This is a genomic window from Hymenobacter tibetensis (assembly GCF_022827545.1).
Classification (GTDB): domain Bacteria; phylum Bacteroidota; class Bacteroidia; order Cytophagales; family Hymenobacteraceae; genus Hymenobacter; species Hymenobacter tibetensis.
Window position 1 is genome coordinate 786,784 of record NZ_CP094669.1, and the last position, 25,173, is coordinate 811,956.

Genomic DNA, 25,173 nt, shown 5'->3' on the forward strand with positions numbered 1-25,173 from the left:
GGCGGTCCTTTTTCGTTTGTTGCAAGCAGCAAGTGCTTCTACAAGATACCACTCAGAATACCTGGCAGCACACCAAGCACCACCGTCAGTAGAGCTAGCAGCAGCAGTGCCCCTGACTGGAAGGTGCTTACGGCTATCGGCTCGGCAGTTTCGGCGTCAACGTCGCGCATGTACATGGCTATGATGGGGCGCAGGTAATAGTAGATGCTGATCATCGACATCACTACCGCGAATACCACGAGGCCGATGTGGCCGTTTTCTACGGCGGCCGAGAAGATAAAGAACTTGCCAAAGAAACCACCCGTGAGCGGGATGCCTGCCAAGGAAAGCATGGCCACCGTTAGCACGAAGGCCAAAAGTGGATTGGTTTTCGCTAGGCCATTGAAGCCGTTATAGTCTTCGCGCCCGCGCTGGTCGGCTACTAGTTTCACCACCCCAAAAGCAGCCACGGTAGCCACTGAGTAGGCCAGTGAGTAGAAGAAAATACCATTGGCAGAAGCGCCTTCCAACTGCCCATTGAACGCCACCAAACCAATAAGCAAGTAGCCTGCGTGCGACACGCTGGAATACGCCAGCATCCGCTTCACGCTAGTTTGTGCTACGGCGCCTACGTTGCCAATGGCAAGAGTAAGCACACACATAGCAGTAAGCGTAGGCAGCCACAAGCCTTGCGCCGAAGCAGCTGGGAAAGCCTGCACCAACAGTTTCAGGAAGGCGGCAAAACCGGCCGTCTTCACCACCGTGCTCATAAAGGCGGCGAAGAAAGTAGGCGTACCCTCATACACGTCGGGAGTCCAGAAGTGGAATGGCGCTGCCGAAACCTTGAAACCAATACCAATCAGCATTAGCAGCATGCCGATGTATAGCATTGGCGTGAGCGACGCATTAACGGGATTCTGTACGGCGAAGCTGATATTCTTTAATTCAAACGTGCCGGTAGCACCGTACACCAGTGCCATGCCAAAGAGCAGAATGCCAGTGGCAAATGCGCCCATCAGGAAATACTTCAGGGCTGCCTCGTTGGAACGCAGGTTGCTCTTTTCGGCTCCTGCTACCACGTACATGGCCACACTCAGAATCTCAATGCCCAAGAACAGCATCAGCAGGTGATTGTACGCCACCATCATGATGGCGCCTACCAACGAGAAGATCAGCAGCGAGTAGTATTCAGCCAAATTGGCTTGGCCGTCGCGCACGTACTTCTCGGAGAAAGGGATGAGCAGCAACGCCGTCAACACCACGATGCCCGTGAAGGCCACCGAGAAGTTGTCGATGACGAGCATGTCGTGGAAAAATGACTGCGGACCGCCGTTCCAATCGATAAAGTTCACGGTCAGTACTGTGCCCAACATGAGCATGGCGGCCGGTAACAAAATCCGGTTGGAGCGCAGAAACCCTAGGAAGAGGTTGCCGAGGCCAAAAACAGAGAGAAGAACAATTGAAATCATGTGTCTTAGATGTAGCGCGAAGCGGGGCTTCAAGTATCGTTGAACGATGTCGTTGAAACGGCGCAAAGCCAGTCGTTCAACGAGGCGCGAAGCTTCCGCTTCGCGCTACGGCGCGGTGCTTACCGCTTCACCACCTCACTTAGAATATTCATCACGCTGCCTTCCGACAGGTGCAGGAACGTGTTCGGGAACAAGCCAATCCAGAAGACCAGCACGATGAGCGGAACTAGCACGACTAGTTCGGCGCCGGTTAGGTCGGTGATAGTATCAGAAAACGACGAGTCAGGTCCGAGCATCACGCGCTGGAACATGCGCAGCAAGTACACAGCCGCCAGGATGATGGTGATACCGGCTACGGCGCCCATCCAAGCATTGTACTGGTACACGCCACCGAGCAGCAGGAATTCTCCCACGAACCCATTGGTGAGTGGCAATGCTACCGTGCCGAGTAATAGCACCAGGAAGCACACCGTCAGCACGGGCGTTTGGCGAGTGAGGCCGCCAAGGTCCGGAATCAAGCGGGTATTAGTGCGGCGCTCAATGCAGTCAGCAATGAAGAACATGCCTACCACGTTCACGCCGTGCGCCAGCATTTGGATGCTAGCTCCTTGCAACCCAATCTGAGTGAGCGAGAACACACCGGCAATCATCAACCCTACGTGGGAAAGAGAAGAATAAGCAATAAGCCGCTTCACATCCTGCTGGCGAATGGCAATGATAGCTCCGTAGATGATGCCGATAATCGACAGGATCAGTACTAAGTCTTGCCACTGGCTTACGCCAAGCGGCACTACGGGCAACAGCCACCGCATGCAGCCATAAATACCCATTTTCAGCATGATGCCCGAGAGCAACATCGTAGCCGGCGCCGGCGACTCAGTATAGGTATCTGGCTGCCAGGTGTGGAAGGGGAAGATAGGCATCTTCACGGCGAAGGCCGCAAAAATCAGCCAGAACAACCACGACTGCTCCTGCGCGCTTAAGCTTAGGTTGTAGAACGAAGTAAGTTCAGCGTTGTGCGCCGCAAGCCCGTTGGCCGCTGGGCCCGTCTGGAAGTAGAGGTACACAAAGCCAGCCAGCATAAACAACGAGCCGACAATAGTGTAGAGGAAGAACTTGAACGTAACCTTAGCTCGGTTTACGCCGCCCCACACACCAGCCAAGAAGTAGATCGGAATGAGGGCCACTTCCCAGAAGAAGTAGAACAGAAACGCATCCTGCGCCGTGAACACGCCCACCAAGCCCGTTTCCATAAACAACACCAGCGCGTAGAACGCTGAGGCATTATCGAAGGTGCGACGGTACGAGGCCAGCAGAATTAAAGGCACCAAGAACGTGGTGAGCAATACGAGCAGCAAGCTGAGCCCATCCATCCCCACATGGAAGTTGATGCCAGCCGAGGCTATCCACGGCAGGTTCAACGAGAATTGTCCGGAGTTACCACCGTTGAAAGTAACGGCTGCGAAAACCGCCAGTACGAATTCAATCAGCGCCGCGCCAAACGCTGCCACCCGGGCAGCACTGCCTTTGAAGAAGTGCAGTAGCAGGGCGGCCGCCACGGGCCAGAGTAGGAGGAGAACTGTGAGCATTAGGTAAGCAGGTTGTTCTTAGATGGCTCAAAAAGATGAGCTACAGAAGCAGAAATAACAGAGGACTTTCTCAAGGATAAATACAGTGCATAAAGCCACCCAATAATTGTCCAGGTAAACAATAGATTTAAGATAAAAATGACAAAGACATCATTCTTCTTTCTTCCAAGGATGGTAGGCAGAAAGTTTAGAAGAGTCATAATGGAATAGAGTGTAATGATGAGTATCGTTTCTCCGGCGGTAGCTTTTTCTACCCCGGCATAAGGAGCTGTGAATAGAAGAATCGCCTGACTCATACTATTATATTCTATTCAAGTCTTCAGATTTAAAACTTCACGAAGTTCAGCGCCAGCACTACCACAATTCCAATGACCATCAGAATAAGGTAGGTTTCTACTGAGCCGGTTTGCACGAAGCGCAGCAATTGTCCGCCGCCCATCGTGATGCGGCCAAAACCATTCACTACCGGGTCGATGATGCCTTGCTCCACGTAGCGGTAAAAGGCTTTTGAGAGCCACATGGTCGGACGCACGAACAGCGCGTTGTACAGTTCGTCGATGTAGTACTTGTGGTAAACCACGTTTTCCGGTGCCGAACGCTGCGCATCGTCCTCGGCCGGCCGGACGCCGCGGCTCACGTACTGCACGTAGGCTAGGATAATGCCCAGCACGCCAGCGCCTACCGAGAGGCCAATCAGCATATACTCGGTAGCGTGATCAACTTCGGCATTGAAAGCGGCCGGGTTGAGGCGCTGCGAGTACGTGAAGAGTGGTGCGAGATAGTCGGCGAGGTAACCGCGGCCCAGTACCAGTGGCGCATTCATAAAACCACCTACTGCCGCCAGAATAGCGAGGATGATAAGTGGCAACGTCATAGACGCTGGCGACTCGTGTAGGTGATGCTTCTGCTCCTCGGTTCCGCGGAACTCACCGAAGAACGTAAGGAACAGCAAACGGAACATGTAGAACGCCGTCAAGAAGGCCGTAAACAAACCCACGGCGTACAGCACCTTGCTGTGCTCGTAAGCGTGCAGCAGAATTTCATCTTTCGAGAAGAAGCCCGAGAAGGGGGGGATGCCGGCAATGGCGAGGCAACCAACCAGGAATGTAATGAACGTGATGGGCAGCGCTTTGCGCAGGCCACCCATGCGGCGCATGTCCTGCTCGTTGCTCATGGCGTGAATCACAGAGCCCGCACCTAAGAACATTAGAGCCTTGAAGAAGGCGTGCGTCAGGACGTGGAACAGGCTGGTGCTATAGCCCATCACGCCCAAGGCCAAGAACATGTAGCCCAGCTGCGAAACGGTGGAATAGGCCAGTACCTTTTTGATATCGTTTTGTGCCAAGCCGATTGTAGCTGCAAACAGCGCCGTAGCGGCTCCAATGATGGCAATAACTTCCAGCGTTTGAGGAGCCAGTGTGAACAGGACGTTGGCGCGCAGAATCATGTAGATACCTGCCGTTACCATGGTCGCCGCGTGAATTAGGGCCGATACTGGAGTAGGGCCGGCCATGGCGTCAGGAAGCCAAGTGTAAAGCGGCAGCTGCGCCGACTTACCCATTGCACCCACGAAAAGCAACAACGTAATAGCCGTCACTACACCCGCCCCAATCTGCATGGTGCTGGCTTTCTGGAACACTTCGGCGTACTGTACCGAATCGAACGTCAGGTAAATCAGGAAGATGCCGAGCAGGAAGCCTAGGTCACCGACACGGTTGATGATAAAGGCTTTCTTGGCGGCGTTGTTGTAGCTGGTGTTCTTATTCCAGAAACCGATGAGCAAGTAGGAGCAGAGCCCCACGCCTTCCCAGCCAATGAACAGGATTACGAAGTTGGCACCGAGTACCAATACCAACATGCTGAATACGAACAGATTCAGGAAGCTGAAAAACTTGCCCACGTTCTCGTCGTGGTGCATATAGCCAATACTGTACACGTGAATCAGGAACCCAACGCCCGTCACGAGCAGCAACATGATGAGGCTAAGCTGGTCGATCTGGTAGGAGAAGGGAATCTGCATCGAGCCGACCGAAATCCAGTCGAACAGCGTGACGGTGTACTGATACTGAAAATTCAGAAACAGAAACACCGAAATCAGGAACGAGCCGAGCACTGTGGCGCTGCCAAGTACGCCGGCTACCGTGCCCGAGAGGCGCTTGTTCAGCAGCCCATTGATGAGAAAGCCCAAGAAAGGCAGCAGCGGAATCAGCACGTACAGAAAAGTGGAGTACGGGGCGCTTGCGGCAGGTAGAACGGTTTCTTGCATCTATAGTAATGGCTAAATGGCTGCCTAGCTGTCCTGTTAAAGGCTTGGCCACGAATGACCTGCCACTTAACAAAAAAGCTATTCAGCCATCAACTTAGAACTTCAGTCGATTTAACAGATTGACGTCGGTGTTTTGCAGGTTTCGGTAAATCATGACGATAATGGCCAAGCCCACAGCTACTTCGGCGGCGGCTACTGCCATAATGAAAAACACGAACACCTGCCCGTTCGCATCGGAGCGGTAGGCTGCAAAGGCGGTAAGCAGCACGTTTACGGCGTTGAGCATCAGCTCTACACACATAAAGATGATGATGGCATTACGCCGGGTGAGCACCCCAAGCACGCCGATGGCAAAAAGCGCCGTAGCGAAGAAGACGTAGTATTGAAGAGGAACCGTTTGAATAACCTGCGGTATGTTCTGATCCATGCGGGGCAGTTGACGGCGAAATGAAGCGGCAGGCAGAAGCGCAGCCGTAGTGAATTGGCTGGCAAAGGTATCCTGAAAATTGGAAAACGCCACCCTTAAATCGGGACCTCGGCTCAGACAGTTGTGGGATTAGTACGCTTTTAATCTGTATTTAAAGGGTAGAGCAGTCGGATTGTTGAGGTGAGAGCCGACGGAGCCACTCAGTACGGAAGCGAGGGCAGCGCAAGGCACCGACTGCTTATTTCAAAAAGTGCAGGGATAATGAAGTATTTTCCAGCCTCGTTCGTCTGTGTTAGCAGAATGGAAACGCTACCCCTCACCATGACGCTACCGATGACGGCCGGCCACCAGGACCAGCAGATACAGGAGGCTGTGCGCGCGCAGCGCGGCCGGCTGCTGCAGTTCATCCGTCGCCGCATCCCCGATCCCGCCGAGGCGGAAGACGTATTGCAAGACGTCTTTGCCGAACTCGTAGAAAGCTACCGCGTGCTCAAGCCGGTAGAGCAGGCTGCGGCCTGGTTGTTCCGCGTGGCCCGCAACAAAATCACGGACCTCTACCGCCGCAAAAAAACCACTTCTCTCGAAGACGAGTTGACCCGCAACTTCTCTGCCGACGAAGAAAACTCTCTGCTGCTCGCCGATATTCTGCCCGCTCCCGACGATGCCCCGGAAAACCGGCTGCTTCGCGAGACGTTGATGGAAGCGCTTTCGGACGCACTGGCCGAACTACCCGCCGCTCAACGAGAGGTCTTTATTTGGCACGAGCTGGAAGAAAAAACTTTCCGCGAGATGGAAGAGGAAACGGGGGTGCCGCTTAAAACCTTAATTTCCCGCAAGCACTACGCCGTGCAACACCTGCGCAAGCGCCTGCAAAAGCTTTACACCGAACTGTTCACTGACTAAAGCCTTCTTTGAAACACGTCCCGCAGCGCTTGTAGAAGCCTCTCGCATGCGGACGCCTAGAACGGTTCACAATTTGCACACCTGCGAGAAGCTTCCTTCGTCAGTACGACGTTTTTAGAAACCCCACATTATGAATCGCTCCTTCTGGCTGCTTCGCGGCCTTAAATTCGCTCTCTTAGGAATCTTGTTTGTGGCCGTTATTGGCTTCATTACAATGAGTCTCTGGAACTGGCTCGTTCCCGACCTCTTCAATGGTCCCTTTATTACATTTCCTCAAACTCTAGGCTTGCTATTGCTGTCCCGCATTCTGTTCGGTGGCTTCAACAAAAGCGGGCGCGCCGGGGCTTGGAGCCGCCGCCGCAGAATGATGCGTGAGAAGATGGAGTCCCGCATGGCTAGTCTGTCTCCTGAAGAACAAGAGAAGTTCCGCCAGAAAATGCACGCCACTTGCAGCGCCCCCGCTTGGATGCGCCGCTCGGCACCTGAGGAACCACATAAGGTCTCTGTATAACACAAAACGAAAGCGGCCCCTAGTTCACTAGGGGCCGCTTTCGTTTACAGTAAGCTCCTTCTAACGGGGTTTAGATAATCAAGGGCTTTATCCTCGAATAGTTGCTCTAGCGCTTCACCGCCGTGACTGATTTTGTATTCTCTTTCGGCCTTAGTTATAGGTATAAGCCAGTAGCAATGCGTAGTATGTCCTGAAAAATTTAACAGTTCCAGATTTTCTCCGTGCAGGTATGGAAGTGATATAAATGCATGATCACAAATGGAGCCTGGTAACCATGGCTGTCCAATATTAACAGTATGGTCCAGATCCAGGGTGGCTGAGTTTCGGTGGAAAGACGCACATAGTATTAGCAACTCAGCTACCGAGTTCGTCTGATAAGGAGATAATAGAAAGAGTTCAATTGCAGATTCCTCGGGGTTATCAAGCGACATACCTACTGTGCAATAGGTCCAGCAGTTTTGTCTAGCTGAAGGACCAAACTCCAGTACATAGAAATATGGATGAAGTTTTTCTATAGGTCCTTCCCTCCAAACAATCTTTCTACCGTAGGCAGCAAAATACCTTTCGTAATGTGCTTGGCAAGCAGATGTATAATTTTTTAAGGTAGAAAACTTCATAGAGGTAACAAAAAAGCGGCAACTGATTAATCAGTTGCCGCTTTTCGTTTATCGAATTCAATGTCTCTAAAAATTCCGCTCTCCAGTTTCGCGCTTGCCTAGCATTACCGCTCCTACCATAGCTACTAAGAGCAGAATAGAAGCCAACTCGAACGGTAGTTTGTAGGTGGTGAACAACACCATGCCTAGCTTGTCCACCATTCCAATCTGCGAGTCGAACGTAGTGCCGTTTACGGCGGGTAGTTGGATGTCTCGCAGCGCCACAATCATAATGACGAACAACGAGCCACCGGCAATGGCCGCCGCAATTTTAGCTAATGCTGGCTTGTGGGGCTCAGTGTCCACGTTCAGATTCAGGAACATAATCACGAACAGGAATAGCACCATAATGGCGCCGGCGTACACGATAATGTTAACGGCCGCCAAGAACTGCGCGTTCAGCAACAAGTAATGTCCTGAGAGCGAGAAGAACGTCAGAATCAGAAACAGCACGCTGTGTATCGGATTCTTGGCAAACACCACGCCTAGCGCGCTCAACAGTGCTACGAAGGACAGAAAGAGGAAGAGTGGAGACATTTCAGATGTTTTTTGTTGTCTTAAGCCCGCAAAGTCTTTCGCGCTGCTTAAGACAACAAATGTAGTAGTTACGCCGGTTGCTGAACCATCTTGTTGCGGAGAGCTTCGGCTTGCTCTGGCGTGAGCTGAATGCCGCGCTCTGAACGTTTCGACGGATCAACTGGCTCTACGAGACGGTCTTTGCCGTAGATGAACTCGTCACGCTCGAAGCGTGGCGGGGCCATTTTATCGGCTTGGAGATACACGGCAGCTTTCGGGCAGGCTTCTTCGCAGAGGCCGCAGAAAATGCAACGTAGCATGTTCACTTCGTAGCTAATGGCATACTTTTCTTCGCGGTAAAGGCCTTCCTCGCCTTTTTTCCGCTCGCCAGCTACCATCGTAATGGCTTCGGCGGGGCAGGCTACGGCACAAAGGCCACAGGCCGTGCACCGCTCCCGGCCCTGCTCATCGCGCTTAAGCACGTGCAAGCCACGGAAGATAGGGGAGAAAGGACGCACCTCTTCGGGGTAGCGCACAGTGGCCTTCTTCATGAAGAAGTGGCGCATCGTGATGCTCAGACCTTGGAAGATAGCTGGCAAATACGCCCGCTCAGCCAAGGTCATCGGCTTCTTTTCTAATTTCTTGCTTCTATTGGTGAGAGGCTGCATGAGTCAGTTCAGTTACTTAATCACGCCGAACGTGATGAGTCCGCCGGTGATAAGGATGTTGATAACGGCCAGCGGAATCAAGATGGTCCAGCCGAGGCGCATCAGTTGGTCGTAGCGGAAGCGCGGGAGAGTCCAGCGAATCCACATGAAGAAGAAGATGAAGGCGAAGATTTTGCCGAACAGCAGCAAGGTGCCAAGCGCCGTAATTAGGTTTTGCGCCGAAGCCAATTCCCAACCTTGGCTGCTCGCCAACCAGTCACGCAGTTCATATTGAAAGGGGAAGTTGAAGCCACCGAAGTAGAGTACGCTCATCACGGCCGAAACCACGAAGATGTTCACATACTCCGAAAACAAGTACAAGCCCAATTTCATCGACGAGTACTCGGTGTGGTAGCCACCTACTAGTTCAGTTTCGCACTCGGGCAAGTCAAACGGTGTCCGGTTGGTTTCAGCAAAGGCACAAACCAAGAATATAATGAAGCCCAAAGGCTGCTTCATTATATTCCAGTTGAAGATGTCCTGCCATACGAAAGCGCCCTCCGAAGACTGTTGCAGCGTGATTTCGCGCAACGAAAGCGTACCCGAAATCATCAGCACCGCAATCAGCGACAAGCCCATGGCGAGTTCGTAGCTAATGTTTTGCGAAGCGGCTCGAATAGCGCCGAGCAGTGAGAATTTGTTGTTGGAAGCCCAACCACCAATCATCACGCCATACACGCCCAACGATACAACCCCGAACACCCACAGCATTCCGATATTCACCTCGATTCCTTGCAGGAAGAAGGCGTTGTTGCCGAAGCTAAGGTTGTTACCGAACGGAATTACCGCCGACGACATCAGGGCCGTAATCATGGCTAGGCAAGGGCCGAACACGAACAGTGCCTTGTTGGCACCGCCGGGGAAGAACTCTTCTTTTGTGAACATCTTCACGGCGTCGGCCAGGGGTTGCGCCAAGCCGTAAGGGCCCGCACGGTCCGGACCAACCCGGTCTTGCAAAAAGGCGGCAATAACACGCTCCGCGTATGTGCAGTACGTTGCAATTAGCAGCGAAACCGCAAATACAACGAAGATGACAATGGATTGCCAACCAAGGGTGGGTAGTTCAATCATAGAGTTGCTTGTTGAATTGGTGCTTGCTGAATGGTTGGCCGTTCAATGAATACTAAAAAACGCCAATCAGTCAGCAAGCAGCAATTCAATCAGTTAGCCTAGTTTCAGTGGAGGATTCTTTTCCAAATCGCGCTGCGTACTTTCAGGCAAGTCGGCTATTACCGACTGATTGAGCACGGGCAGTTCGTAGTGATTGGCCGAAATTACCGAAGAACGTTCGATATGTGCCGGTCCTTCGATGGTCCAGTCAGCCGTTTCTTTTTTGTCGAAGCGGCATTCGTTGCAAATCCACTCTTTCACCTCGCCGTACTGGTCTTTACGAGCCGTTACGCGGAGCACATCTTTGCCTTTGTACCAAAGTGTCACATTACCGGCGCACTTCGGGCAGTCGCGGTGCGCATTCACGGGTTTCGTGAACCATACGCGCTGCTTGAAGCGGAACGTTTTGTCGGTGAGAGCACCTACCGGACACACGTCGATGACGTTGCCAGAGAAGTCGTTATCAATGATGTTCTCGATGTAAGTACCAATCTCAGCAGCGTCGCCACGGCCTAGCACACCGTGTACACGGCCACCTTCCGAAATCTGGTCGGCGGTGTATACGCACCGGTAGCACAGGATGCAACGCGTCATGTGCAGTTGAATGAGCGGACCGATGTCGATTTTCTCGAACGTACGGCGCTCTTCGCGGTAGCGGGTCGTAGACACGCCGTGCTCAAAAGCAAAATCTTGCAGGCTGCATTCCCCGGCTTGGTCGCACACGGGGCAGTCCAGCGGGTGGTTGATGAGCAGCATTTCCACAATGCCTTTGCGCACATCAAGTACCTGTTCGGATTTGGTGTTTTCGACCACCATACCGTCTTGTACAGGCGTTACGCACGAAGCCACCAACTTGGGCATCGGACGTGGGTCTTTGGTGGAGCCAGCAGCTACACGCACCAAGCAAGCGCGGCATTTGCCACCCGAGCCCTTCAGCGGCGTGTAGTAGCACATAGCCGGAGGCACAATGCTACCACCGATTTGGCGGGCTGCGTTGAGGATGGTTGTTCCGTCTGGAACTTCCACCTCGATGCCGTCGAAAGTTATTTTAGCCATTTAAGTTAAAGACGTTAAGATTTCGTCGGTCATGCAGCAAGCAAAACAAGCAGCGCATGACGGTCTGATTTAGGCCAGTACCGCTTTGCCTTGGTACACTGCGCCAGGTTGGGCAGCTTCCTTGGCGTGCGTTACGTGCCACTCGAATTCGTCGCGGAAGTGACGAACGGCAGCGGCCACCGGCCAAGCAGCGGCTTCGCCAAGTGGGCAAATGGTGTTGCCCTCGATTTGCTTGGCTACACTCACCAGCAAGTCGATGTCTTCCATGTGGCCGTGGCCGTGCTCCAAGCGGTGCAACACCTTTTCCAACCAGCCCGTACCCTCACGGCAAGGCGAGCATTGCCCGCACGACTCGTGGTGATAGAAACGGGAGAAGCTCCAGGTGTTGCGCACGATGCAGGTCGTCTCGTCCATGGCAATGAAACCACCCGAACCGAGCATAGTACCCGTCACGAAGCCACCATCCGAAAGCGACTCGTAACTCATGAGGCGAGGCTCACCAGCAGCCGTTTTCAGGATCAGCTCTTTGGGTAGAATTGGAACAGACGAACCACCGGCTACTACAGCCTTCAACTCGCGACCTTTCCAAATGCCGCCGCAGTACTCATCGGAGTAAATGAACTCCTCAACTGGCAAGCCCAACTCGATTTCGTAAATGCCAGGCTTGTTGAGGTGGCCGCAAGCTGAGAACAGCTTGGTGCCGGTGCTCCGGCCAACGCCAATCTTGGCGTATTCCTCGCCGCCATCGTTCACGATAACCGGCACGGCCGCAATAGATTCCACGTTGTTTACCACCGTCGGGCGGGCATAGAGGCCCTGCACAGCCGGGAATGGCGGCTTATTGCGTGGGTTGCCTCGCTTGCCTTCCAACGATTCCAACAAAGCAGTTTCTTCACCGCAGATATACGCGCCACCACCGGGGTGCACGTGCAAATCCAGGTCGTAACCCGAGCCCAAGATGTTCTTTCCAAGGAAACCAGCGGCGTATGCTTCTGCAATGGCTTTTTCCAGAATGCGCAGCACGTACAACAACTCGCCGCGGATGTAGATATACGAGGTGTTCGCGCCAAGTGCATACGAACTCGTAATCATGCCTTCCACCAGCAAGTGCGGCAGTTTCGACATCAGCTGACGGTCCTTGAAAGTGCCCGGCTCCGATTCATCGGCGTTGCAGACGAGGTAGCGTGGCACGCCTTCTGGCTTGGCCAGGAAGCTCCACTTCATACCGGTAGGGAAGCCAGCGCCGCCGCGCCCACGTAGGCCCGACTTCTTCACTTCTTCCACCACCTCATCGGGGGTCATCGTCTTCAGCGCCTTCTCCACCGAGCGGTACCCGCCGTGTTTGCGGTACACCTCCAAGGTGTCGATGCCTTCAACGTTAATATGTTCGGTCAGCAGTTTGCGTCCCATAGGTTGTAGCGGTTGGCTGAAAGACGTTAATTGTTAGCCAGGACGTTCGGCAAGCCGGTTTCTTCCCACGGCAAAGCCGGACGGTGCACTTGGTTGCGCAGTTCGGTGAGCATGGCATCTACCGCAGCCGGAGTATCCAACTGCTCGTAGTATTTCTCCCGAACCTGCACGATGGGGGCGAAGCCACAAGCCGCCAAGCACTCCACTTCCTTCAGCGTGAAGAGGCCGTCGGGAGAGGTAGCGCCGTTCACTTTGGCGCCAGTGATGCGCTCTAAGTGAGCCGTTAGCTCGTCGGAGCCGCGCAGCATGCAAGGGCCTGTACGGCAGATTTCCAGCACATGCTTGCCTACTGGCTTGAGGTTGAACATGGTGTAGAAAGACGACACCTCGTATACCTCGATGGGTCTGATGCCAATAACCTCGGCTACCAAATCTTGCACCTCCGGGCTCACCCACCCGCCAAATTCGGCCTGCGCAATGTGCAGCACTGGCAACAAGGCCGACTTGCGGCGCTCTGGTGGGTACTGCTTGCAAATGCGCTCAATTTCCGCTTTAGCGGCTTCGGAAAATTGCGGCTTAACGCTCGTCGTCTCCATGTACTTACTTGAAATCAACAAAAACTATGCGTCCAGCTCGCCAGCAATTACGTTCATCGACGACAGCGTCACGATGGCGTCGGAGAGGGTCTGGCCCACTACCATTTCCGTGTAGGCTTGGTAGTAGATAAAGCACGGACGGCGGAAGTGCAGGCGGTACGGCGTGCGGCCTCCATCAGAAACCAAGTAGAAACCTAACTCACCGTTGCCACCTTCCACGCTGTGGTACACTTCACCAACCGGAGCGTCAATTTCGCCCATGATGATTTTGAAGTGGTAGATGAGCGCCTCCATGTTTTGGTACACGGCCTGCTTGGGAGGCAGGTAGAAGTGCGGCGCATCGGCGTGGTAAGGGCCTTCAGGTAGGTTCTCTAGGGCTTGCTCGATAATGCGTAAGCTCTGCCAGATTTCCTCGTTGCGCACCATAAACCGGTCGTAGGTGTCGCCCTTGGTGCCCACCGGAATTTCGAAGTCGAAGTCCTGGTAGCTGGAGTAAGGGTTCATCACCCGCACGTCGTAATCGACACCGGCAGCGCGTAGGTTAGGGCCCGTAAAACCGTAGTTGAGGGCGCGCTCGGCAGAAATACCGCCTACGTCCACCACCCGATCCATGAAGATGCGGTTGCGGTTAAACATTTTCTCGAACTCGCGCATTACGGCCGGAAAAGACTTCAACCAAGCCCGTAGCTTTTGAATAGCTACTGGCGTGAAGTCGCGCTCCATACCGCCTACCCGGCCCATGTTGGTGGTCAGGCGGGCACCGCTTACTTCCTCGTAAATCTCGTACACTTTCTCCCGCTCGTCCATCAGGTAGAGGAAGCCAGTGAAAGCACCCGTGTCCACGCCCAAAATGCCATTGCAAATGAGGTGATCAGTGATGCGGGCCAGTTCCATCAGAATCACGCGCATGTATTGCGCGCGCTTCGGAACGGTCACGCCGAGCAGTTTCTCTACCGTCATGTGCCAGCCCATGTTGTTGATGGGCGACGAACAGTAGTTCATCCGGTCGGTGAGGGGCGTAATCTGGTAGAACGGCCGGCGCTCCGCAATTTTCTCGAAAGCGCGGTGGATATAGCCAATAGTAGGCACCCCCGACACAATCCGCTCCCCGTCCATCTGCAGAATGTTCTGGAAGATGCCGTGAGTAGCAGGGTGGGTAGGCCCTAAATTGAGCGTGGTTAGCTCCTGGTTGAAGTCGTTGACGGTTGGGGCCAGCGGATGAAGATTGGGCCGTTGCTCTTCGGCCTCTTCAACAATCTTGCGGGTGCCTTCCAGCGTGTCGTTTACTGCCATGATATAGGTATCAGGGGCCTAACGGCCGAAGAATAAGTCGGTTTTGTCTTCACGGGTACCATCCTCCAGCGCGTATTGCTTGCGCATGGGGTGGTAGTCCATGTCTTCCACATTGAGGATGCGGATAAGATTGGGGTGCCCAACGAAAATGATACCGTAGTAGTCGAACGATTCGCGCTCCATCCAATTGGCGGCGGAGTAGAGGTCGGTCAACGTTGATACATGCGGGTCGCCAATCGGAAAGAAAATTTTCAGCCGCAGGCGGACATTATGCACCAAGCTATGCAGCATGTATACCATGCCCAGCTCCTGGTCTTTGCGCTCCGGCCAATGCATGCCGCACATAGTAGTCAGGAAGTTGAGTTGCAACTCCTGATCTTGCTGAAGGCCGGCAATGATATCGTGGATTCGCTCCCGTGTGGTCGTGACGGTCAGGAAGCCGTAAGGCTCTTCCACATCGGTGAAAGCGTCTTGTCCAAACAAACGATACAGAAGGTCGAGCAACTGCTTGTTCTTCTGCGCGGCCGGATCAAGTTCGGCAGCGGTTTCCTGAGCGTCAGGTGATTCTACGGTTTGGTCAGCCATTTAGCGGTAGAAGTGAGCACGGAGAGGGTAAGCAAAGGATTGCAGGCGCCTCGCCCCTCCGTGCGCAATGTCTGTGGTCTATTTGATGTTGTAAGAAGCCAACAGGGCTTGGTATTCAGGCGAGTTGCGGCGGCGGATAGACTCGTTTTTGGCGAGGTCCTGTACCCGCATCAGGCCGTCGAGCACTTGCTCAGGACGGGGTGGGCAGCCCGGCACGTACACATCAACCGGAATAATCCGGTCGATGCCTTGCAGCACCGAGTAGGTATCAAAGATGCCGCCCGAAGAAGCGCAAGCACCCATAGCCAATACCCACCGAGGCTCCGCCATCTGCTCGTACACTTGCTTCACGATAGGGGCCATTTTCTTGGCAATGGTACCCATCACCATCAGCAAGTCAGCCTGCCGGGGCGAGAAGCTAGGGCGTTCGGAACCGAAGCGCGAGATGTCGTAGCGGGCACCCATGGTAGCCATGAACTCGATGCCGCAGCACGAAGTGGCGAAAGGCAGGGGCCAGAGCGAATTGGCGCGGGCAATACCTACTACTTTCTCGAGCGACGTAGCGAAGAAGCCGGCTCCTTCGAGGCCGTCCGGCGCCTCCGTCATTTTGATTTCGGGAACTCTATTATCCATGAGTGAAAGTCAGATTAAAGGAGCATAAACCTCTCTTTGCCAACACCAGCCAGCCAATAAAGGTTTGCTTGTTTACGCCTCGTTCCAGCGTAAAATGCCTTTTTTGATGACGTAGCCGAAGCCAGCCAATAGCAGTGCCAAGAACACCACCATTTCAATGAAGCCGTCGGTACCTAAGGCCCGGAAGTTCACCGCCCAAGGGTACATAAAGATGACCTCCACGTCGAAAAGTACGAATAGGATGGCCGTAAGAAAGTACTTCACCGAAATCGGGGTGCGGGCATTGCCCACCGACTCGATACCGCACTCAAATGCTTCATCCTTCACCACGCTCTTGCGGCGCGGACCTAGTAGGTGAGAGGTTATCATGGCAAAGGCCACGAAAGCAACCGCTAGCCCAAACTGCACGATGATGGGCAGAAAGTCCTGCGGCTGATAATTGGTAGTTACAGCGAGAAGCATAGACATCAACGGGAAAAGGCCGTTCGAGAACGGCGTTGAAGGGCAAAGGTAGGGCCTAGGTAGTTGGGAACAAAGGTCGGGGTATGATGGCAGTGGAATGATCGATATTCCACTGTTTGGTCTTCCTTGCTATTAGCAAAATGGACCTACACGCTGGTACTGCCATCAAGGCAAAATAGCTAGCACTGCCTACCTTGTGCAACCCAATTCCTTCATCCTTATCACTTACTTACAATGAAATTACCTCTGTTAAGTATTGCCCTAGGCACCGTATTCCTTTCCTCAACTGCTCAAGCGCAATCAACAGATTGCGATTTTCTTAAGTCAGAAGTAGCTCGATTGAAGGCGGAAAATACTTACCTGCGCAACAATGCTGGTAAGAAACTCACGGCTTCTACCTCGGCTCAACCTGTAGCCACCACAGCTACATCTACAGCCACAGCCAACGTTCAGAAAGAAATAGTAGAGAAAGTGGAGGTTACTATCGCTCGATGCATAGGCAACCGCAAGACGCAAACTGTAAGTGTGGAGCTGCTACTAAAAAATACAGGACCTACTCGCGACTTACAATTCCAGCAAATAACTGGAGTTGATGCAGCAGGTGAAGAGTACCGCACTTTCGATATTCAAATTGGTTCGGGCGGTATTCGCAACAAGGTGCCTACGGACGTAGCCATTAAAACCAGAGCGGTTATTCCTAAGATATTGCCTGCAACCAAAAGCTTTCAAGTGTTGACCTGCATGGTGTTTTCTGATGTCAATATAGGGCGTACCATAAACCTTGAATTCCGCAATGTCCCCATTGTGTGGCAATAGTGGTACTCACGGATTTAAGCACCAAAAGGCCGCTTCAGAGCTACTGAAGCGGCCTTTTGGTGCTTGCTAACTTCTGATTTAGAAACCGCCCTGGCCGGTAACGTTCAGGTTTTCGCCGGTTTCTACGCCCATGAAGGGGTAGCGGTAATCAACTGGCGGCACGAAGGTTTCCTTGATGGCACGCGGCGACACCCAGCGGAGCAGGTTGAGGATGGAGCCGGCTTTGTCGTTGGTACCGGAGGCACGGGCGCCGCCGAATGGTTGCTGGCCCACTACTGCGCCGGTTGGCTTGTCGTTGATGTAGAAGTTGCCAGCCGCATGCACTAGGCGCTTCGACGCTAAGTCGATGGCATAACGGTCTTGCGAGAAGATAGCGCCAGTAAGAGCATACGGCGAAGTGCCGTCTACGAGGTCCAGCGTCTTCTCGAATTCCTGCGAATCGTAGACGTAGAGCGTGATGACGGGGCCGAACAGCTCGTCGCACATCGTGACATACTGCGGGTTCTTGGTAACGATAATCGTGGGCTCAATGAAGTAGCCTTTTGACTTGTCGTAGTTGCCGCCGGCAATGATGTCAACCGTTTCGTCCTGCTTGGCTGCATCAATGTAACGGGCCAGCTTGTCGAAGGAAGTTTCACTGATAACGGCGTTGATGAAGTTCGAGAAATCTTCTACGTCGCCCATTTTGAACGACTTCAAGTCTTCTTGCAAGTAGCCTTTCACCTCGTCCCAGATGTTGCTGGGGATGTAAGCACGGCTTGCGGCCGAGCACTTCTGACCTTGGTATTCAAACGCCCCACGGGTGATGGCCGTGGCTACCTGGCGTGGGTGGGCTGAGTGGTGAGCCAGAATAAAGTCCTTGCCACCAGTTTCGCCTACAATGCGCGGGTAGCTCTTGTAGGTGGTGATGTTCTGGCCGATAGTCTTCCAGATTTGCTGGAAGACGCCCGTAGAACCGGTGAAGTGAATGCCGGCGAAGTCGGGGTGCGAGAAAATAACGTCGCCAGCTACGGGGCCGTCCACATAAATTAGGTTGATAACACCATCCGGCACGCCTGCTTCCTTGAACAGTTCCATCAGCACCTGAGCTGAATAAATCTGGGTATAAGCTGGTTTCCACACCACCACGTTACCCATCATGGCTACTGAAGCAGGTAGGTTGGCGGCAATAGAGGTGAAGTTGAAGGGCGTGAGGGCAAACACGAAGCCTTCCAGCGGGCGGTGCTCCAAGCGGTTCCACATGCCCGGCGACGATACCGGCTGCTGCGTGTAGATTTCCTGCATGAAGTGCACGTTGAAACGGAAAAAATCGATCAGCTCACAGGCTGCATCAATTTCCGCTTGGTAGGCATTTTTGCTTTGGCCCAGCATGGTGGCCGCGTTGATGCGGGCACGGTAAGGGCCTGCCAGCAGTTCGGCCGCCTTCAAGAAGATAGAGGCGCGGTGCTCCCACGGCATGTCGGCCCAGTTAGCGCGGGCCGCGAGAGCAGCATCAATGGCTTGCGTTACGTGCGAGGCGTCGCCTTCATGAAACTGACCGAGCAGGTGCTGGTGGTCGTGAGGCGGGGTGATGTTCTGGGTGTTGCCGGTGCGGACTTCTTTGCCCCCAATGTACATGGGGATGTCACGCTGCATCTGCTTGAGCTCCTTGATGGCTTTAAGCAGCTCTAGGCGCTCCGGGGAGTTGGGGGCGTATGCCTTGACGGGTTCGTTGACAGGAGCGGGAACATTGAAAAAGCCGTTGGCCATAATGAGGGGTAGTTACTGATGTAGGTAATGGGGAAGGGTGGAGCAAAGGTAGCCACCTGGTAGAAATGATACGAGCAGTAAGGCACGATGTGTATTTCGACCCGTACATAGTATGTACTTCAACCCTGAACAAGGAACTATCCGTACCCTCCATTATACTTGATACTATACCTGCCAGTATGCCTACCTCCTTTTATACGAATCCCATTTGGGACGACGACTTTCCCGACCCCACGATCATTCGTGCCTCCGATGGCTGGTACTACGCCTACGGCACCCAAACCAAGCGCCACGGTGCCATTCTCAATATACAAGTAGCCCGCTCCTCAGACCTGGTGCAGTGGGACTATCTGGGGGAAGCGCTTCCAATGAAACCTGTGTGGGCTAGCAACACCCAAAAGCTATGGGCGCCGCATGTGAGTGAGCACGAAGGCCGTTACTACCTATACTACTCCGCCTTGCCTGATGACGATGAAGGACTGTGCCTAGCGGTGGCTATTGCCAACACGCCAGCTGGCCCCTTTACCGATATAGGAACGCCACTGTTGTGCGGCACCGGCTTCCTCAACATCGACCCTATGACCTTCGACGACCCAGCCACTGGGAAGCGGCTCCTGTACTGGGGCTCTGGCTTCGGCCCCCTAATGGTGCGTGAGCTAGCGGAAGATCGGGTTTCCTTCGTGCCCGGCAGTGAAACCACAGTGCTAGTGCAGCCAGCTGGTGCGGGTGACCCAAAGCGCTACGACCAACTGATAGAGGGCAGCTGGGTGGTACTACGCGACGGATGGTATTACCTGTTCTATTCCGGCAACAACTGCTGTGGTGATGAGGCGCACTACGGTGTGCTGGTAGCCCGCTCCCGTACCGCTACCGGCCCTTTCGAAACCCTGGCCGAAGCCACCAACGACCCCTACGCCATGTTGCTTGAAGGCAACAAGCAGTGGCTCGCGCCGGGCCACAACTGCGTAGTAACCGATGCGGCCGACCAAGATTGGCTGGCCTATCATGCCATCGACCCACGCCAACCGAAGTTCGATGCCATCGACGCCGACCAAGGCTACTCCCGCCGCGTCATGCTTCTCGACCGGCTGGAATACGTGGATGGTTGGCCACGGCTGGTAACGGGTGGTACTCCTTCGTATGACGCCCAACCTGCACCAGTTACTGATGCTGGTACACGAAATCCAGGCAGAAACTAAGTAAACACTACGCCGACGTATAATGCCCACCCTCTGCGCGCAAAAGCACTTAGCACAACAAGCACCACTTACACGCTCAACGCAAATGCAAGCTATAGCTCAACGCAACAGGGGCGCTATACGGGTGCCTATTAGGTCGGTGGCTTGCAGAATTTTATCGTGGGGCAGTACGGCTACGTCCATCTGAAACGTTACGCGGGAAATGCCACCCAGCGCTTCGCTGTGCCGCAGTATTTTCTCTGCCACTTCTTCAGGGTTGCCCACCAGCAAGGCTCCCTGGGGCCCTACTTGCGCATCAAACTGGGCCCTGGTAACGGGTCTGCCACCCCGCTCCAAGGCGCGTTTGCTGAAGGTACTGGCGTAACCCGGATAAAACCCTTCTAGCGCCTCATGCGTGGTGGGTGCAACATATCCGAGCGAGTGTAAGCCCACTTTAAGTTGTTCTGGTGCATGTCCGGCCCGTCGGCCCGCTTCGCGGTAGAGGTCTATGAGTGGGCGGAACTGGTGCGTGTTGCCACCAATAACGGCCACCATAAGGGGCAGACCCAACACCCCAGCCCGCACGAACGACTCGGGAGTGCCGCCTACGCCCAGCCAAATGGGTAGCGGAGCTTGCACTGGCCGCGGATAAATGCCCTGGCCCGTAAGCGCGGGCCGAAACTTGCCTGTCCAGCGGACGTGCTCTTGGTCACGGATGGTGAGGAGCAGGCCGAGCTTTTCAGTGAATAACTGGTCGTAGTCGTTCAGGCTAAACCCGAAGAGGGGAAAGGCTTCGGTGGAAGAGCCGCGGCCCACTACCATCTCGGCCCGGCCCTGTGAAATAAGGTCGAGCGTGGCAAATTCCTGAAACACGCGCACTGGATCGGCAGCGCTAAGCACCGTCACGGCGCTAGTTAAGCGAATGCGCTTGGTGCGGGCCGCTGCCGCCGCCAGAATGACGGCGGTGGCTGAATCGAGGTATTCGGCGCGGTGGTGCTCCCCGATACCAAACACATCCAAGCCAACTTGGTCTGCTTGCTCGATACGCTCGAGTAGTAGGCGCATGGCCTCCGCACCACTAAGAGATTCGCCACCATTTTGCAGCAGGTGGGAAGCAAAACTATCAATGCCAACTTCCATAGTCTTTGTTAAGCAAGTTTAGAGGGGAGTACTACGTGGCGCAATGCGCAAAATCTTGACGGTTGGTTTAGAGTTGTAGCGCACAACGCCAGCAAGTAGCAAAGGAAAACGATGCCCTCGATAAAGAGCTGGCATCACTGTTTAGTTGCGCTACTACGGATAGCCTAGCTCAATCAGGACGCTACGCGTCCTATAACACGCCAAGCAGATTTCGGACTTGCTGCTCTAAATCGGTGTAAGAGCCTGTGTTGTAGATAGTAGCGGCAAAGTGTGGATAGTCATCCAAGGCAGTTTCACTCGGGTGATTATCATCACGAGTGCCGTCGCCTCGCTGGTGGAGCGGGTCGCCTTCTACACGGAGCATAAGGCCGCCGCGGCTCCGAATAAGGTTAGCTTCGTTGGGAAAGCGGACGTCGGGAATCAGTGTGAACTGGTTGGGCGGCAGTTGAGAGAAGAAAGCCTGCACCCAGATATCGGGTTCCCATTGGCGGAGCGCCAACCCTACTTGCTGTAGCATCTCGCCGCGGGTGCGGCCAAAAGGCGGCAATAGTTCAGTTTTGCCTTCCTGAGAGTAGTATGGCAGCGTGTCTTCGCCAGCCAAGGCGGCGCACACCGCCTTGATAGGTTCACCGACTGACCGAATCTGCCACTGCCGCTCGGGTTGCAGCTCTTGTATGAGGCGGGCTACGGTATCCTTGCCGCTGCCGCGGCGCCCCGAAAAACCAAGAAGATGCATTGTTTCAACAGCCAAGGAGTTGCAAAAAGATGTGTGTTTGTAGGGGCGTTACCAGTTGTTGGAATTTCGCACGTACTTCTCCAGATTGATACCAACCACCAAAGCTCCTAAGGTACACAGCACAATTCCTACTGTGTTGTAGGGCGACGAGGTAGGTCTTTCCTGGTCCGCCAGCGTAGCCTCTTCAGGCGCCGCAGTAGGATACGCTACCAGTACTTCAAGTGGCTGGGTTTGGGGGCGTGACAGTTTTGCTCGTAGGAGTGCATGCTGCTCAGCGGTAAGCGGCACGCGCACCTGCACGGTACTAGAGTCAAAGTCAACCAAGGGAAAGCGCACCAATGCCGTACACAAGCTGGTAGCAGGAAGGTATTGCACGCGGAGCACGGTGGCGTGAGCATACTCACGGGGTGTAGCCGCATCCGATAATTCGTTTGAGGCACGGCGGCAGCTGACAATGCCCGAACCAAACGCTACAACCCCGGCCGCAGTCCATGCCAACGTTCTAACGGCGGAGTACGCAGGAGCGGGCGGCTGCCTCTGCCCCCGTGCTTTAGCGTTTCTACGCTTGTATTTCCGACGTAGGGAAATACCACTGCTGACGAGAATAAGCACCAGGAGCCCGTAGCCTCCCACAGCCAGCGCATTGAAAAAGGGCTCGCCAAGGAAAGCAAATTCCTCGGGGGCTTCTCGGGCATACTTAACCGGGAGCTTATCGTTTACCTGGAAGGCAGGGTAGTTGTGCTTATCAACCTGCAACTCACCGCTGATGGATTGGTTGTCGAGGGTGATGAAGCGCAAGTCGAGGTAGTGGTGGTAGGTGTTCTTGTGGTATTGGGTGTGCTTATCAACCACGGTAGCCAGCACAGTTGGCCCACGCAGGGTTTGATAATGCCACCAAACCCCCCAGTTCAGTATAAAAAAGATAATCAGATAAAGCGGGAACAGAGCGGAAATGTCTTGGTTGTTTCTACCGCTCATAAGGTGTGGGCATGCAAAGTGCTTGCAATATGGCCGGAAACTACAAAAACGTCTTCAGCTCGCTCAAACAGCTTATTTCGTACGTGGTTTCAGCGAAGTGCCGCCGCTTTTCAGGGTTGAAGTACACTTGGTCGATGCCGGCGTTGTGGGCGCCGAGCACGTCGCACTCCAAGTTGTCGCCGACCATCAGGCTTTCACTGGCTTTCGCTCCGGTTCGTTCCAAGGCATGCTCGAAAATCCGGCAGTCGGGCTTGAGGTGGCCGCAACATTCAGACGTAACAATTTCCTGGAAGTAGTGGGTGAGGCCCGCCGAGTTCAGCTTGGTGTACTGCATGTCGCGGAAGCCGTTGGTAATCAGATGCAGCTCGTACTTAGGCTTCAGATAATCCAGCACTTCAAATGTGAAGGGAAATACGGCTGATTTCTGCGGCAAGATATCCGTGAATTCCTCGGACATGCCCGCTGGGGCATCGGCTTCCTGTAAACCTAGTTTCACGAACGTGCGCGGGAAACGGGTGGCGCGAAGTTGCTGCTGCGTGATTTTGTTGCCTTGGTAAAGCCGCCACAACCCGTGGTTGATGTCGCTGTACACCCGGATGAAATCTTCTACCGAGAAGGCACCGAAGCGGTCCAGCTTGTGGTGCGCATATAGTTGCCGCAGCGTTTCGTTGGCGTTGGTCTCGAAATCATACAGCGTATGATCTAGGTCGAAGAAGAGGTGGCGGTACGTTTTCAAGTAGGGTAGGTAGCAGCTAGGGAAGCAAATAATTCGATGGGGCAGCAGGCGGTTTGCTACTCTTCCAGCAACAAGCGTTTGACGGGGTGGTTTTCGCCGAAGTGTTCCCGTACAATGTCGGCGGCATCTTTGGGCTTCACGTCGCCGTACCACACACCCTCCGGATACACAATTAGGGCCGCGCCAGCACCTTTCTTGCAGTGCTTGCATTGGTCGAGGCAGTTGCTGAGCTGAACGCGGGTTTTGTGTTTCTCTCCTTTGCGCACCACCGACTTCAGGTCCTGCTTTTTCAACTCTATTTTCAGGGCCCGGGCAACGTCTTTGCCGACTTCGGTTTTCTGAGCAGTACAAACAAACAGGTGAATCACTGATTTCGAGGATTAAGCGACAGGTAACGGAACGGAATACTCTACAAAGTAGTAGAGGACATACTACGACAAGCGCAGCCCACTTTGCCGCTTACTGTTCTGGTGCTACACCAGTCCAGCGGCGGTTTTGCAGCTTATACGCGGCGAGTTCTCGGTTCGACCAGAGTGTTTGGTAAATCTGCTGGTCGCGCACAAGCTGCGGGTCACGCTCCATGTAGCTTAACAGCTGTTGCACCAGTTCAGTGCCTTCGCCCTGAATCGAGTAAAATATCCAATTGTCGAGGCGCCGGAAATTCACTAATCCTGCATTTTTCAGATATAATAATTGGCGCGACGTTTTGGTTTGCGTGAAGTCGAGGACCTGTTCCAGGTCGGAGATGCACATTTCCTGATTGCGCCACAGCAGGTGCAGAATGCGCACCCGGCTCTCGTCGCCGAAAGCTTTAAATAGTTGCTGGCCAAATGCAACGCTGAAGTGTTTGAGGCGCATCTTTAAACGAATGGCAGGGGAAGCAGCCCGGCGTGGGCCGCAGCAAATTTACGCTAAACCCGGCAGCGACCCCCGAAGAAGCCGTATACTTGTACTCTGTAATTCCCCCTATGTCTGTGATAGTTCGATCTTGTTTTTCGCTGGCACTTTGCGTGTTGCTGCTGATAGGGCTAGCGCCTACGGCGGCACGAGCACAAGGACAAGCGCGCGTGGTGCAGTTCACGGGTATCGTGGCCACCGGCGACTCCCTGATTGGGGTGCCCGGCGCTACGGTGTTTATCCCACAGGCGGGCCGCGGTACTGCCACCAACGCCTACGGCTACTTCTCGCTGCCCGTACTCACCGGCGATAGTATTGTAATTCGCAGCTTAGGCTACCGCAATCAATACGTGGTTATTCCGCCCGACTACCAGCGCCAGAGCTATTCGGTGCTGTTGAATCTGCGCGAAGATGCTACCGTTCTGCCCGAAGTGCGCGTTTTCCCTTATGCCACCGAAAAAGCGTTCAAAGAAGCTTTCTTGGCCTTGCGCCTGCCTAAAGAGCGGGGTTCCAGCGCCGCCGAGAACCTCAACCAAGACATTTTGCGGCGCATTTTCAACAATGCGCCTGTGACTAGCATGGGCAACTACCGCCAGACCATGCAGATGCAGCAGCTCGACCAACAGCGCCGCATGGGCATGGGCCCTTCGCTCCAAAGCAACAACCCGCTTCTGAACCCATTCAGCTGGTTGCAGCTCATCAAGCAAGTGAAAGACGGAGAATTCAAGAAGAAAGAAGGCGAGGACTATTAAGCAAGGGCATGGCCAAGAAGTAG

28 protein-coding genes are annotated in these 25,173 nt (G+C 54.1%); 5 read left to right on the forward strand and 23 right to left on the reverse strand.

Annotated elements, in window-relative coordinates; translation table 11 throughout:
• Positions 1-38: 38 nt before the first annotated feature.
• The 5 genes from MTX78_RS03210 to nuoK all read right to left on the reverse strand — a co-directional run bounded on the left by MTX78_RS03210 (position 39) and on the right by nuoK (position 5,730).
• Positions 39-1,448: an NADH-quinone oxidoreductase subunit N gene (locus tag MTX78_RS03210; RefSeq protein WP_243799853.1), complete on the reverse strand. Its 1,410-nt coding sequence runs from the start codon at positions 1,446-1,448 to the stop codon at positions 39-41.
• 119 nt (positions 1,449-1,567) lie between these two features.
• The gene (locus MTX78_RS03215; RefSeq protein ID WP_243799854.1) at positions 1,568-3,037 is read right to left on the reverse strand and encodes a complex I subunit 4 family protein; all 1,470 of its coding nucleotides are present in this window, start codon (positions 3,035-3,037) and stop codon (positions 1,568-1,570) included.
• Positions 3,037-3,333 (reverse strand): superinfection immunity protein, encoded by a 297-nt coding sequence (locus MTX78_RS03220; protein WP_243799856.1) that lies wholly within the window; start codon positions 3,331-3,333, stop codon positions 3,037-3,039. The genes MTX78_RS03215 and MTX78_RS03220 overlap by 1 nt, the downstream gene beginning before the upstream one ends.
• Before the next feature lie 29 nt (positions 3,334-3,362).
• On the reverse strand, positions 3,363-5,303 hold the full coding sequence (gene nuoL, locus MTX78_RS03225) for an NADH-quinone oxidoreductase subunit L (protein WP_243799858.1): 1,941 nt from the start codon (positions 5,301-5,303) through the stop codon (positions 3,363-3,365).
• A 94-nt stretch (positions 5,304-5,397) separates the two neighbouring features.
• Positions 5,398-5,730 carry an NADH-quinone oxidoreductase subunit NuoK gene (nuoK, locus tag MTX78_RS03230; RefSeq protein WP_243799860.1) on the reverse strand — a complete coding sequence of 111 codons (333 nt, stop codon included), beginning with the start codon at positions 5,728-5,730 and terminating at the stop codon, positions 5,398-5,400.
• A gap of 300 nt (positions 5,731-6,030) precedes the next feature.
• Here nuoK and MTX78_RS03235 point away from each other — a divergent pair, with 300 nt between their 5' ends.
• Entirely contained in the window at positions 6,031-6,633 is a 603-nt protein-coding gene (locus MTX78_RS03235) for an RNA polymerase sigma factor (protein WP_243799862.1), read from the forward strand.
• 130 nt (positions 6,634-6,763) lie between these two features.
• Entirely contained in the window at positions 6,764-7,144 is a 381-nt protein-coding gene (locus tag MTX78_RS03240; protein ID WP_243799864.1) for a hypothetical protein, read from the forward strand.
• A 44-nt stretch (positions 7,145-7,188) separates the two neighbouring features.
• Here the strand turns inward: MTX78_RS03240 and MTX78_RS03245 are convergent, their stop codons facing one another.
• The 11 genes from MTX78_RS03245 to MTX78_RS03295 all read right to left on the reverse strand — a co-directional run bounded on the left by MTX78_RS03245 (position 7,189) and on the right by MTX78_RS03295 (position 16,168).
• Positions 7,189-7,761 carry a suppressor of fused domain protein gene (locus tag MTX78_RS03245; protein ID WP_243799865.1) on the reverse strand — a complete coding sequence of 191 codons (573 nt, stop codon included), beginning with the start codon at positions 7,759-7,761 and terminating at the stop codon, positions 7,189-7,191.
• Positions 7,762-7,827: 66 nt separating this feature from the next.
• On the reverse strand, positions 7,828-8,337 hold the full coding sequence (locus MTX78_RS03250) for an NADH-quinone oxidoreductase subunit J family protein (RefSeq protein WP_243799867.1): 510 nt from the start codon (positions 8,335-8,337) through the stop codon (positions 7,828-7,830).
• Positions 8,338-8,405: 68 nt separating this feature from the next.
• Complete coding sequence (locus tag MTX78_RS03255) at positions 8,406-8,984, reverse strand: NuoI/complex I 23 kDa subunit family protein (RefSeq protein ID WP_243799869.1); 579 nt, start codon at positions 8,982-8,984, stop codon at positions 8,406-8,408.
• 12 nt (positions 8,985-8,996) lie between these two features.
• The gene (gene nuoH, locus MTX78_RS03260) at positions 8,997-10,091 is read right to left on the reverse strand and encodes an NADH-quinone oxidoreductase subunit NuoH (RefSeq protein ID WP_243802804.1); all 1,095 of its coding nucleotides are present in this window, start codon (positions 10,089-10,091) and stop codon (positions 8,997-8,999) included.
• A gap of 96 nt (positions 10,092-10,187) precedes the next feature.
• Positions 10,188-11,189, reverse strand: a complete 1,002-nt coding sequence (locus tag MTX78_RS03265) for a 2Fe-2S iron-sulfur cluster-binding protein (RefSeq protein WP_243799870.1) — start codon at positions 11,187-11,189, stop codon at positions 10,188-10,190.
• A 69-nt stretch (positions 11,190-11,258) separates the two neighbouring features.
• Positions 11,259-12,599, reverse strand: a complete 1,341-nt coding sequence (nuoF, locus tag MTX78_RS03270) for an NADH-quinone oxidoreductase subunit NuoF (RefSeq protein WP_243799872.1) — start codon at positions 12,597-12,599, stop codon at positions 11,259-11,261.
• 26 nt (positions 12,600-12,625) lie between these two features.
• Positions 12,626-13,195, reverse strand: a complete 570-nt coding sequence (locus tag MTX78_RS03275) for an NADH-quinone oxidoreductase subunit NuoE family protein (RefSeq protein WP_243799874.1) — start codon at positions 13,193-13,195, stop codon at positions 12,626-12,628.
• Between the two features lie 24 nt (positions 13,196-13,219).
• Complete coding sequence (locus MTX78_RS03280) at positions 13,220-14,488, reverse strand: NADH-quinone oxidoreductase subunit D (protein ID WP_022824373.1); 1,269 nt, start codon at positions 14,486-14,488, stop codon at positions 13,220-13,222.
• Between the two features lie 18 nt (positions 14,489-14,506).
• Complete coding sequence (locus tag MTX78_RS03285; RefSeq protein ID WP_243799875.1) at positions 14,507-15,073, reverse strand: NADH-quinone oxidoreductase subunit C; 567 nt, start codon at positions 15,071-15,073, stop codon at positions 14,507-14,509.
• 78 nt (positions 15,074-15,151) lie between these two features.
• Positions 15,152-15,706 (reverse strand): NADH-quinone oxidoreductase subunit B, encoded by a 555-nt coding sequence (locus tag MTX78_RS03290; protein WP_022824371.1) that lies wholly within the window; start codon positions 15,704-15,706, stop codon positions 15,152-15,154.
• A 72-nt stretch (positions 15,707-15,778) separates the two neighbouring features.
• The gene (locus MTX78_RS03295; protein ID WP_243799877.1) at positions 15,779-16,168 is read right to left on the reverse strand and encodes an NADH-quinone oxidoreductase subunit A; all 390 of its coding nucleotides are present in this window, start codon (positions 16,166-16,168) and stop codon (positions 15,779-15,781) included.
• A gap of 234 nt (positions 16,169-16,402) precedes the next feature.
• Between MTX78_RS03295 and MTX78_RS03300 the strand changes: the two genes are divergently transcribed.
• Positions 16,403-16,984, forward strand: coding sequence for a hypothetical protein (locus tag MTX78_RS03300; protein WP_243799879.1), 582 nt, complete (start codon positions 16,403-16,405; stop codon positions 16,982-16,984).
• A gap of 78 nt (positions 16,985-17,062) precedes the next feature.
• On the opposite strand, the gene pruA is transcribed toward MTX78_RS03300, so the two are convergent.
• The gene (gene pruA / locus MTX78_RS03305) at positions 17,063-18,733 is read right to left on the reverse strand and encodes an L-glutamate gamma-semialdehyde dehydrogenase (RefSeq protein WP_243799881.1); all 1,671 of its coding nucleotides are present in this window, start codon (positions 18,731-18,733) and stop codon (positions 17,063-17,065) included.
• A 179-nt stretch (positions 18,734-18,912) separates the two neighbouring features.
• Here pruA and MTX78_RS03310 point away from each other — a divergent pair, with 179 nt between their 5' ends.
• On the forward strand, positions 18,913-19,932 hold the full coding sequence (locus tag MTX78_RS03310) for a glycoside hydrolase family 43 protein (RefSeq protein WP_243799883.1): 1,020 nt from the start codon (positions 18,913-18,915) through the stop codon (positions 19,930-19,932).
• Between the two features lie 99 nt (positions 19,933-20,031).
• On the opposite strand, the gene MTX78_RS03315 is transcribed toward MTX78_RS03310, so the two are convergent.
• The 6 genes from MTX78_RS03315 to MTX78_RS03340 all read right to left on the reverse strand — a co-directional run bounded on the left by MTX78_RS03315 (position 20,032) and on the right by MTX78_RS03340 (position 24,359).
• A complete protein-coding gene (locus MTX78_RS03315) occupies positions 20,032-21,051 on the reverse strand; it encodes an LLM class flavin-dependent oxidoreductase (RefSeq protein ID WP_243799884.1) in 1,020 nt (339 codons plus the stop codon).
• 190 nt (positions 21,052-21,241) lie between these two features.
• The gene (locus MTX78_RS03320) at positions 21,242-21,787 is read right to left on the reverse strand and encodes a hypothetical protein (RefSeq protein WP_243799886.1); all 546 of its coding nucleotides are present in this window, start codon (positions 21,785-21,787) and stop codon (positions 21,242-21,244) included.
• Positions 21,788-21,835: 48 nt separating this feature from the next.
• Complete coding sequence (locus tag MTX78_RS03325) at positions 21,836-22,765, reverse strand: hypothetical protein (RefSeq protein WP_243799888.1); 930 nt, start codon at positions 22,763-22,765, stop codon at positions 21,836-21,838.
• A gap of 40 nt (positions 22,766-22,805) precedes the next feature.
• Positions 22,806-23,501: a YjjG family noncanonical pyrimidine nucleotidase gene (locus MTX78_RS03330; RefSeq protein ID WP_243799890.1), complete on the reverse strand. Its 696-nt coding sequence runs from the start codon at positions 23,499-23,501 to the stop codon at positions 22,806-22,808.
• 56 nt (positions 23,502-23,557) lie between these two features.
• Complete coding sequence (locus MTX78_RS03335; protein WP_243799892.1) at positions 23,558-23,869, reverse strand: (2Fe-2S) ferredoxin domain-containing protein; 312 nt, start codon at positions 23,867-23,869, stop codon at positions 23,558-23,560.
• A gap of 91 nt (positions 23,870-23,960) precedes the next feature.
• Positions 23,961-24,359 (reverse strand): ArsR/SmtB family transcription factor, encoded by a 399-nt coding sequence (locus MTX78_RS03340; protein WP_243799894.1) that lies wholly within the window; start codon positions 24,357-24,359, stop codon positions 23,961-23,963.
• A gap of 116 nt (positions 24,360-24,475) precedes the next feature.
• Between MTX78_RS03340 and MTX78_RS03345 the strand changes: the two genes are divergently transcribed.
• The gene (locus tag MTX78_RS03345; protein WP_243799895.1) at positions 24,476-25,150 is read left to right on the forward strand and encodes a carboxypeptidase-like regulatory domain-containing protein; all 675 of its coding nucleotides are present in this window, start codon (positions 24,476-24,478) and stop codon (positions 25,148-25,150) included.
• Positions 25,151-25,173: the final 23 nt, after the last annotated feature.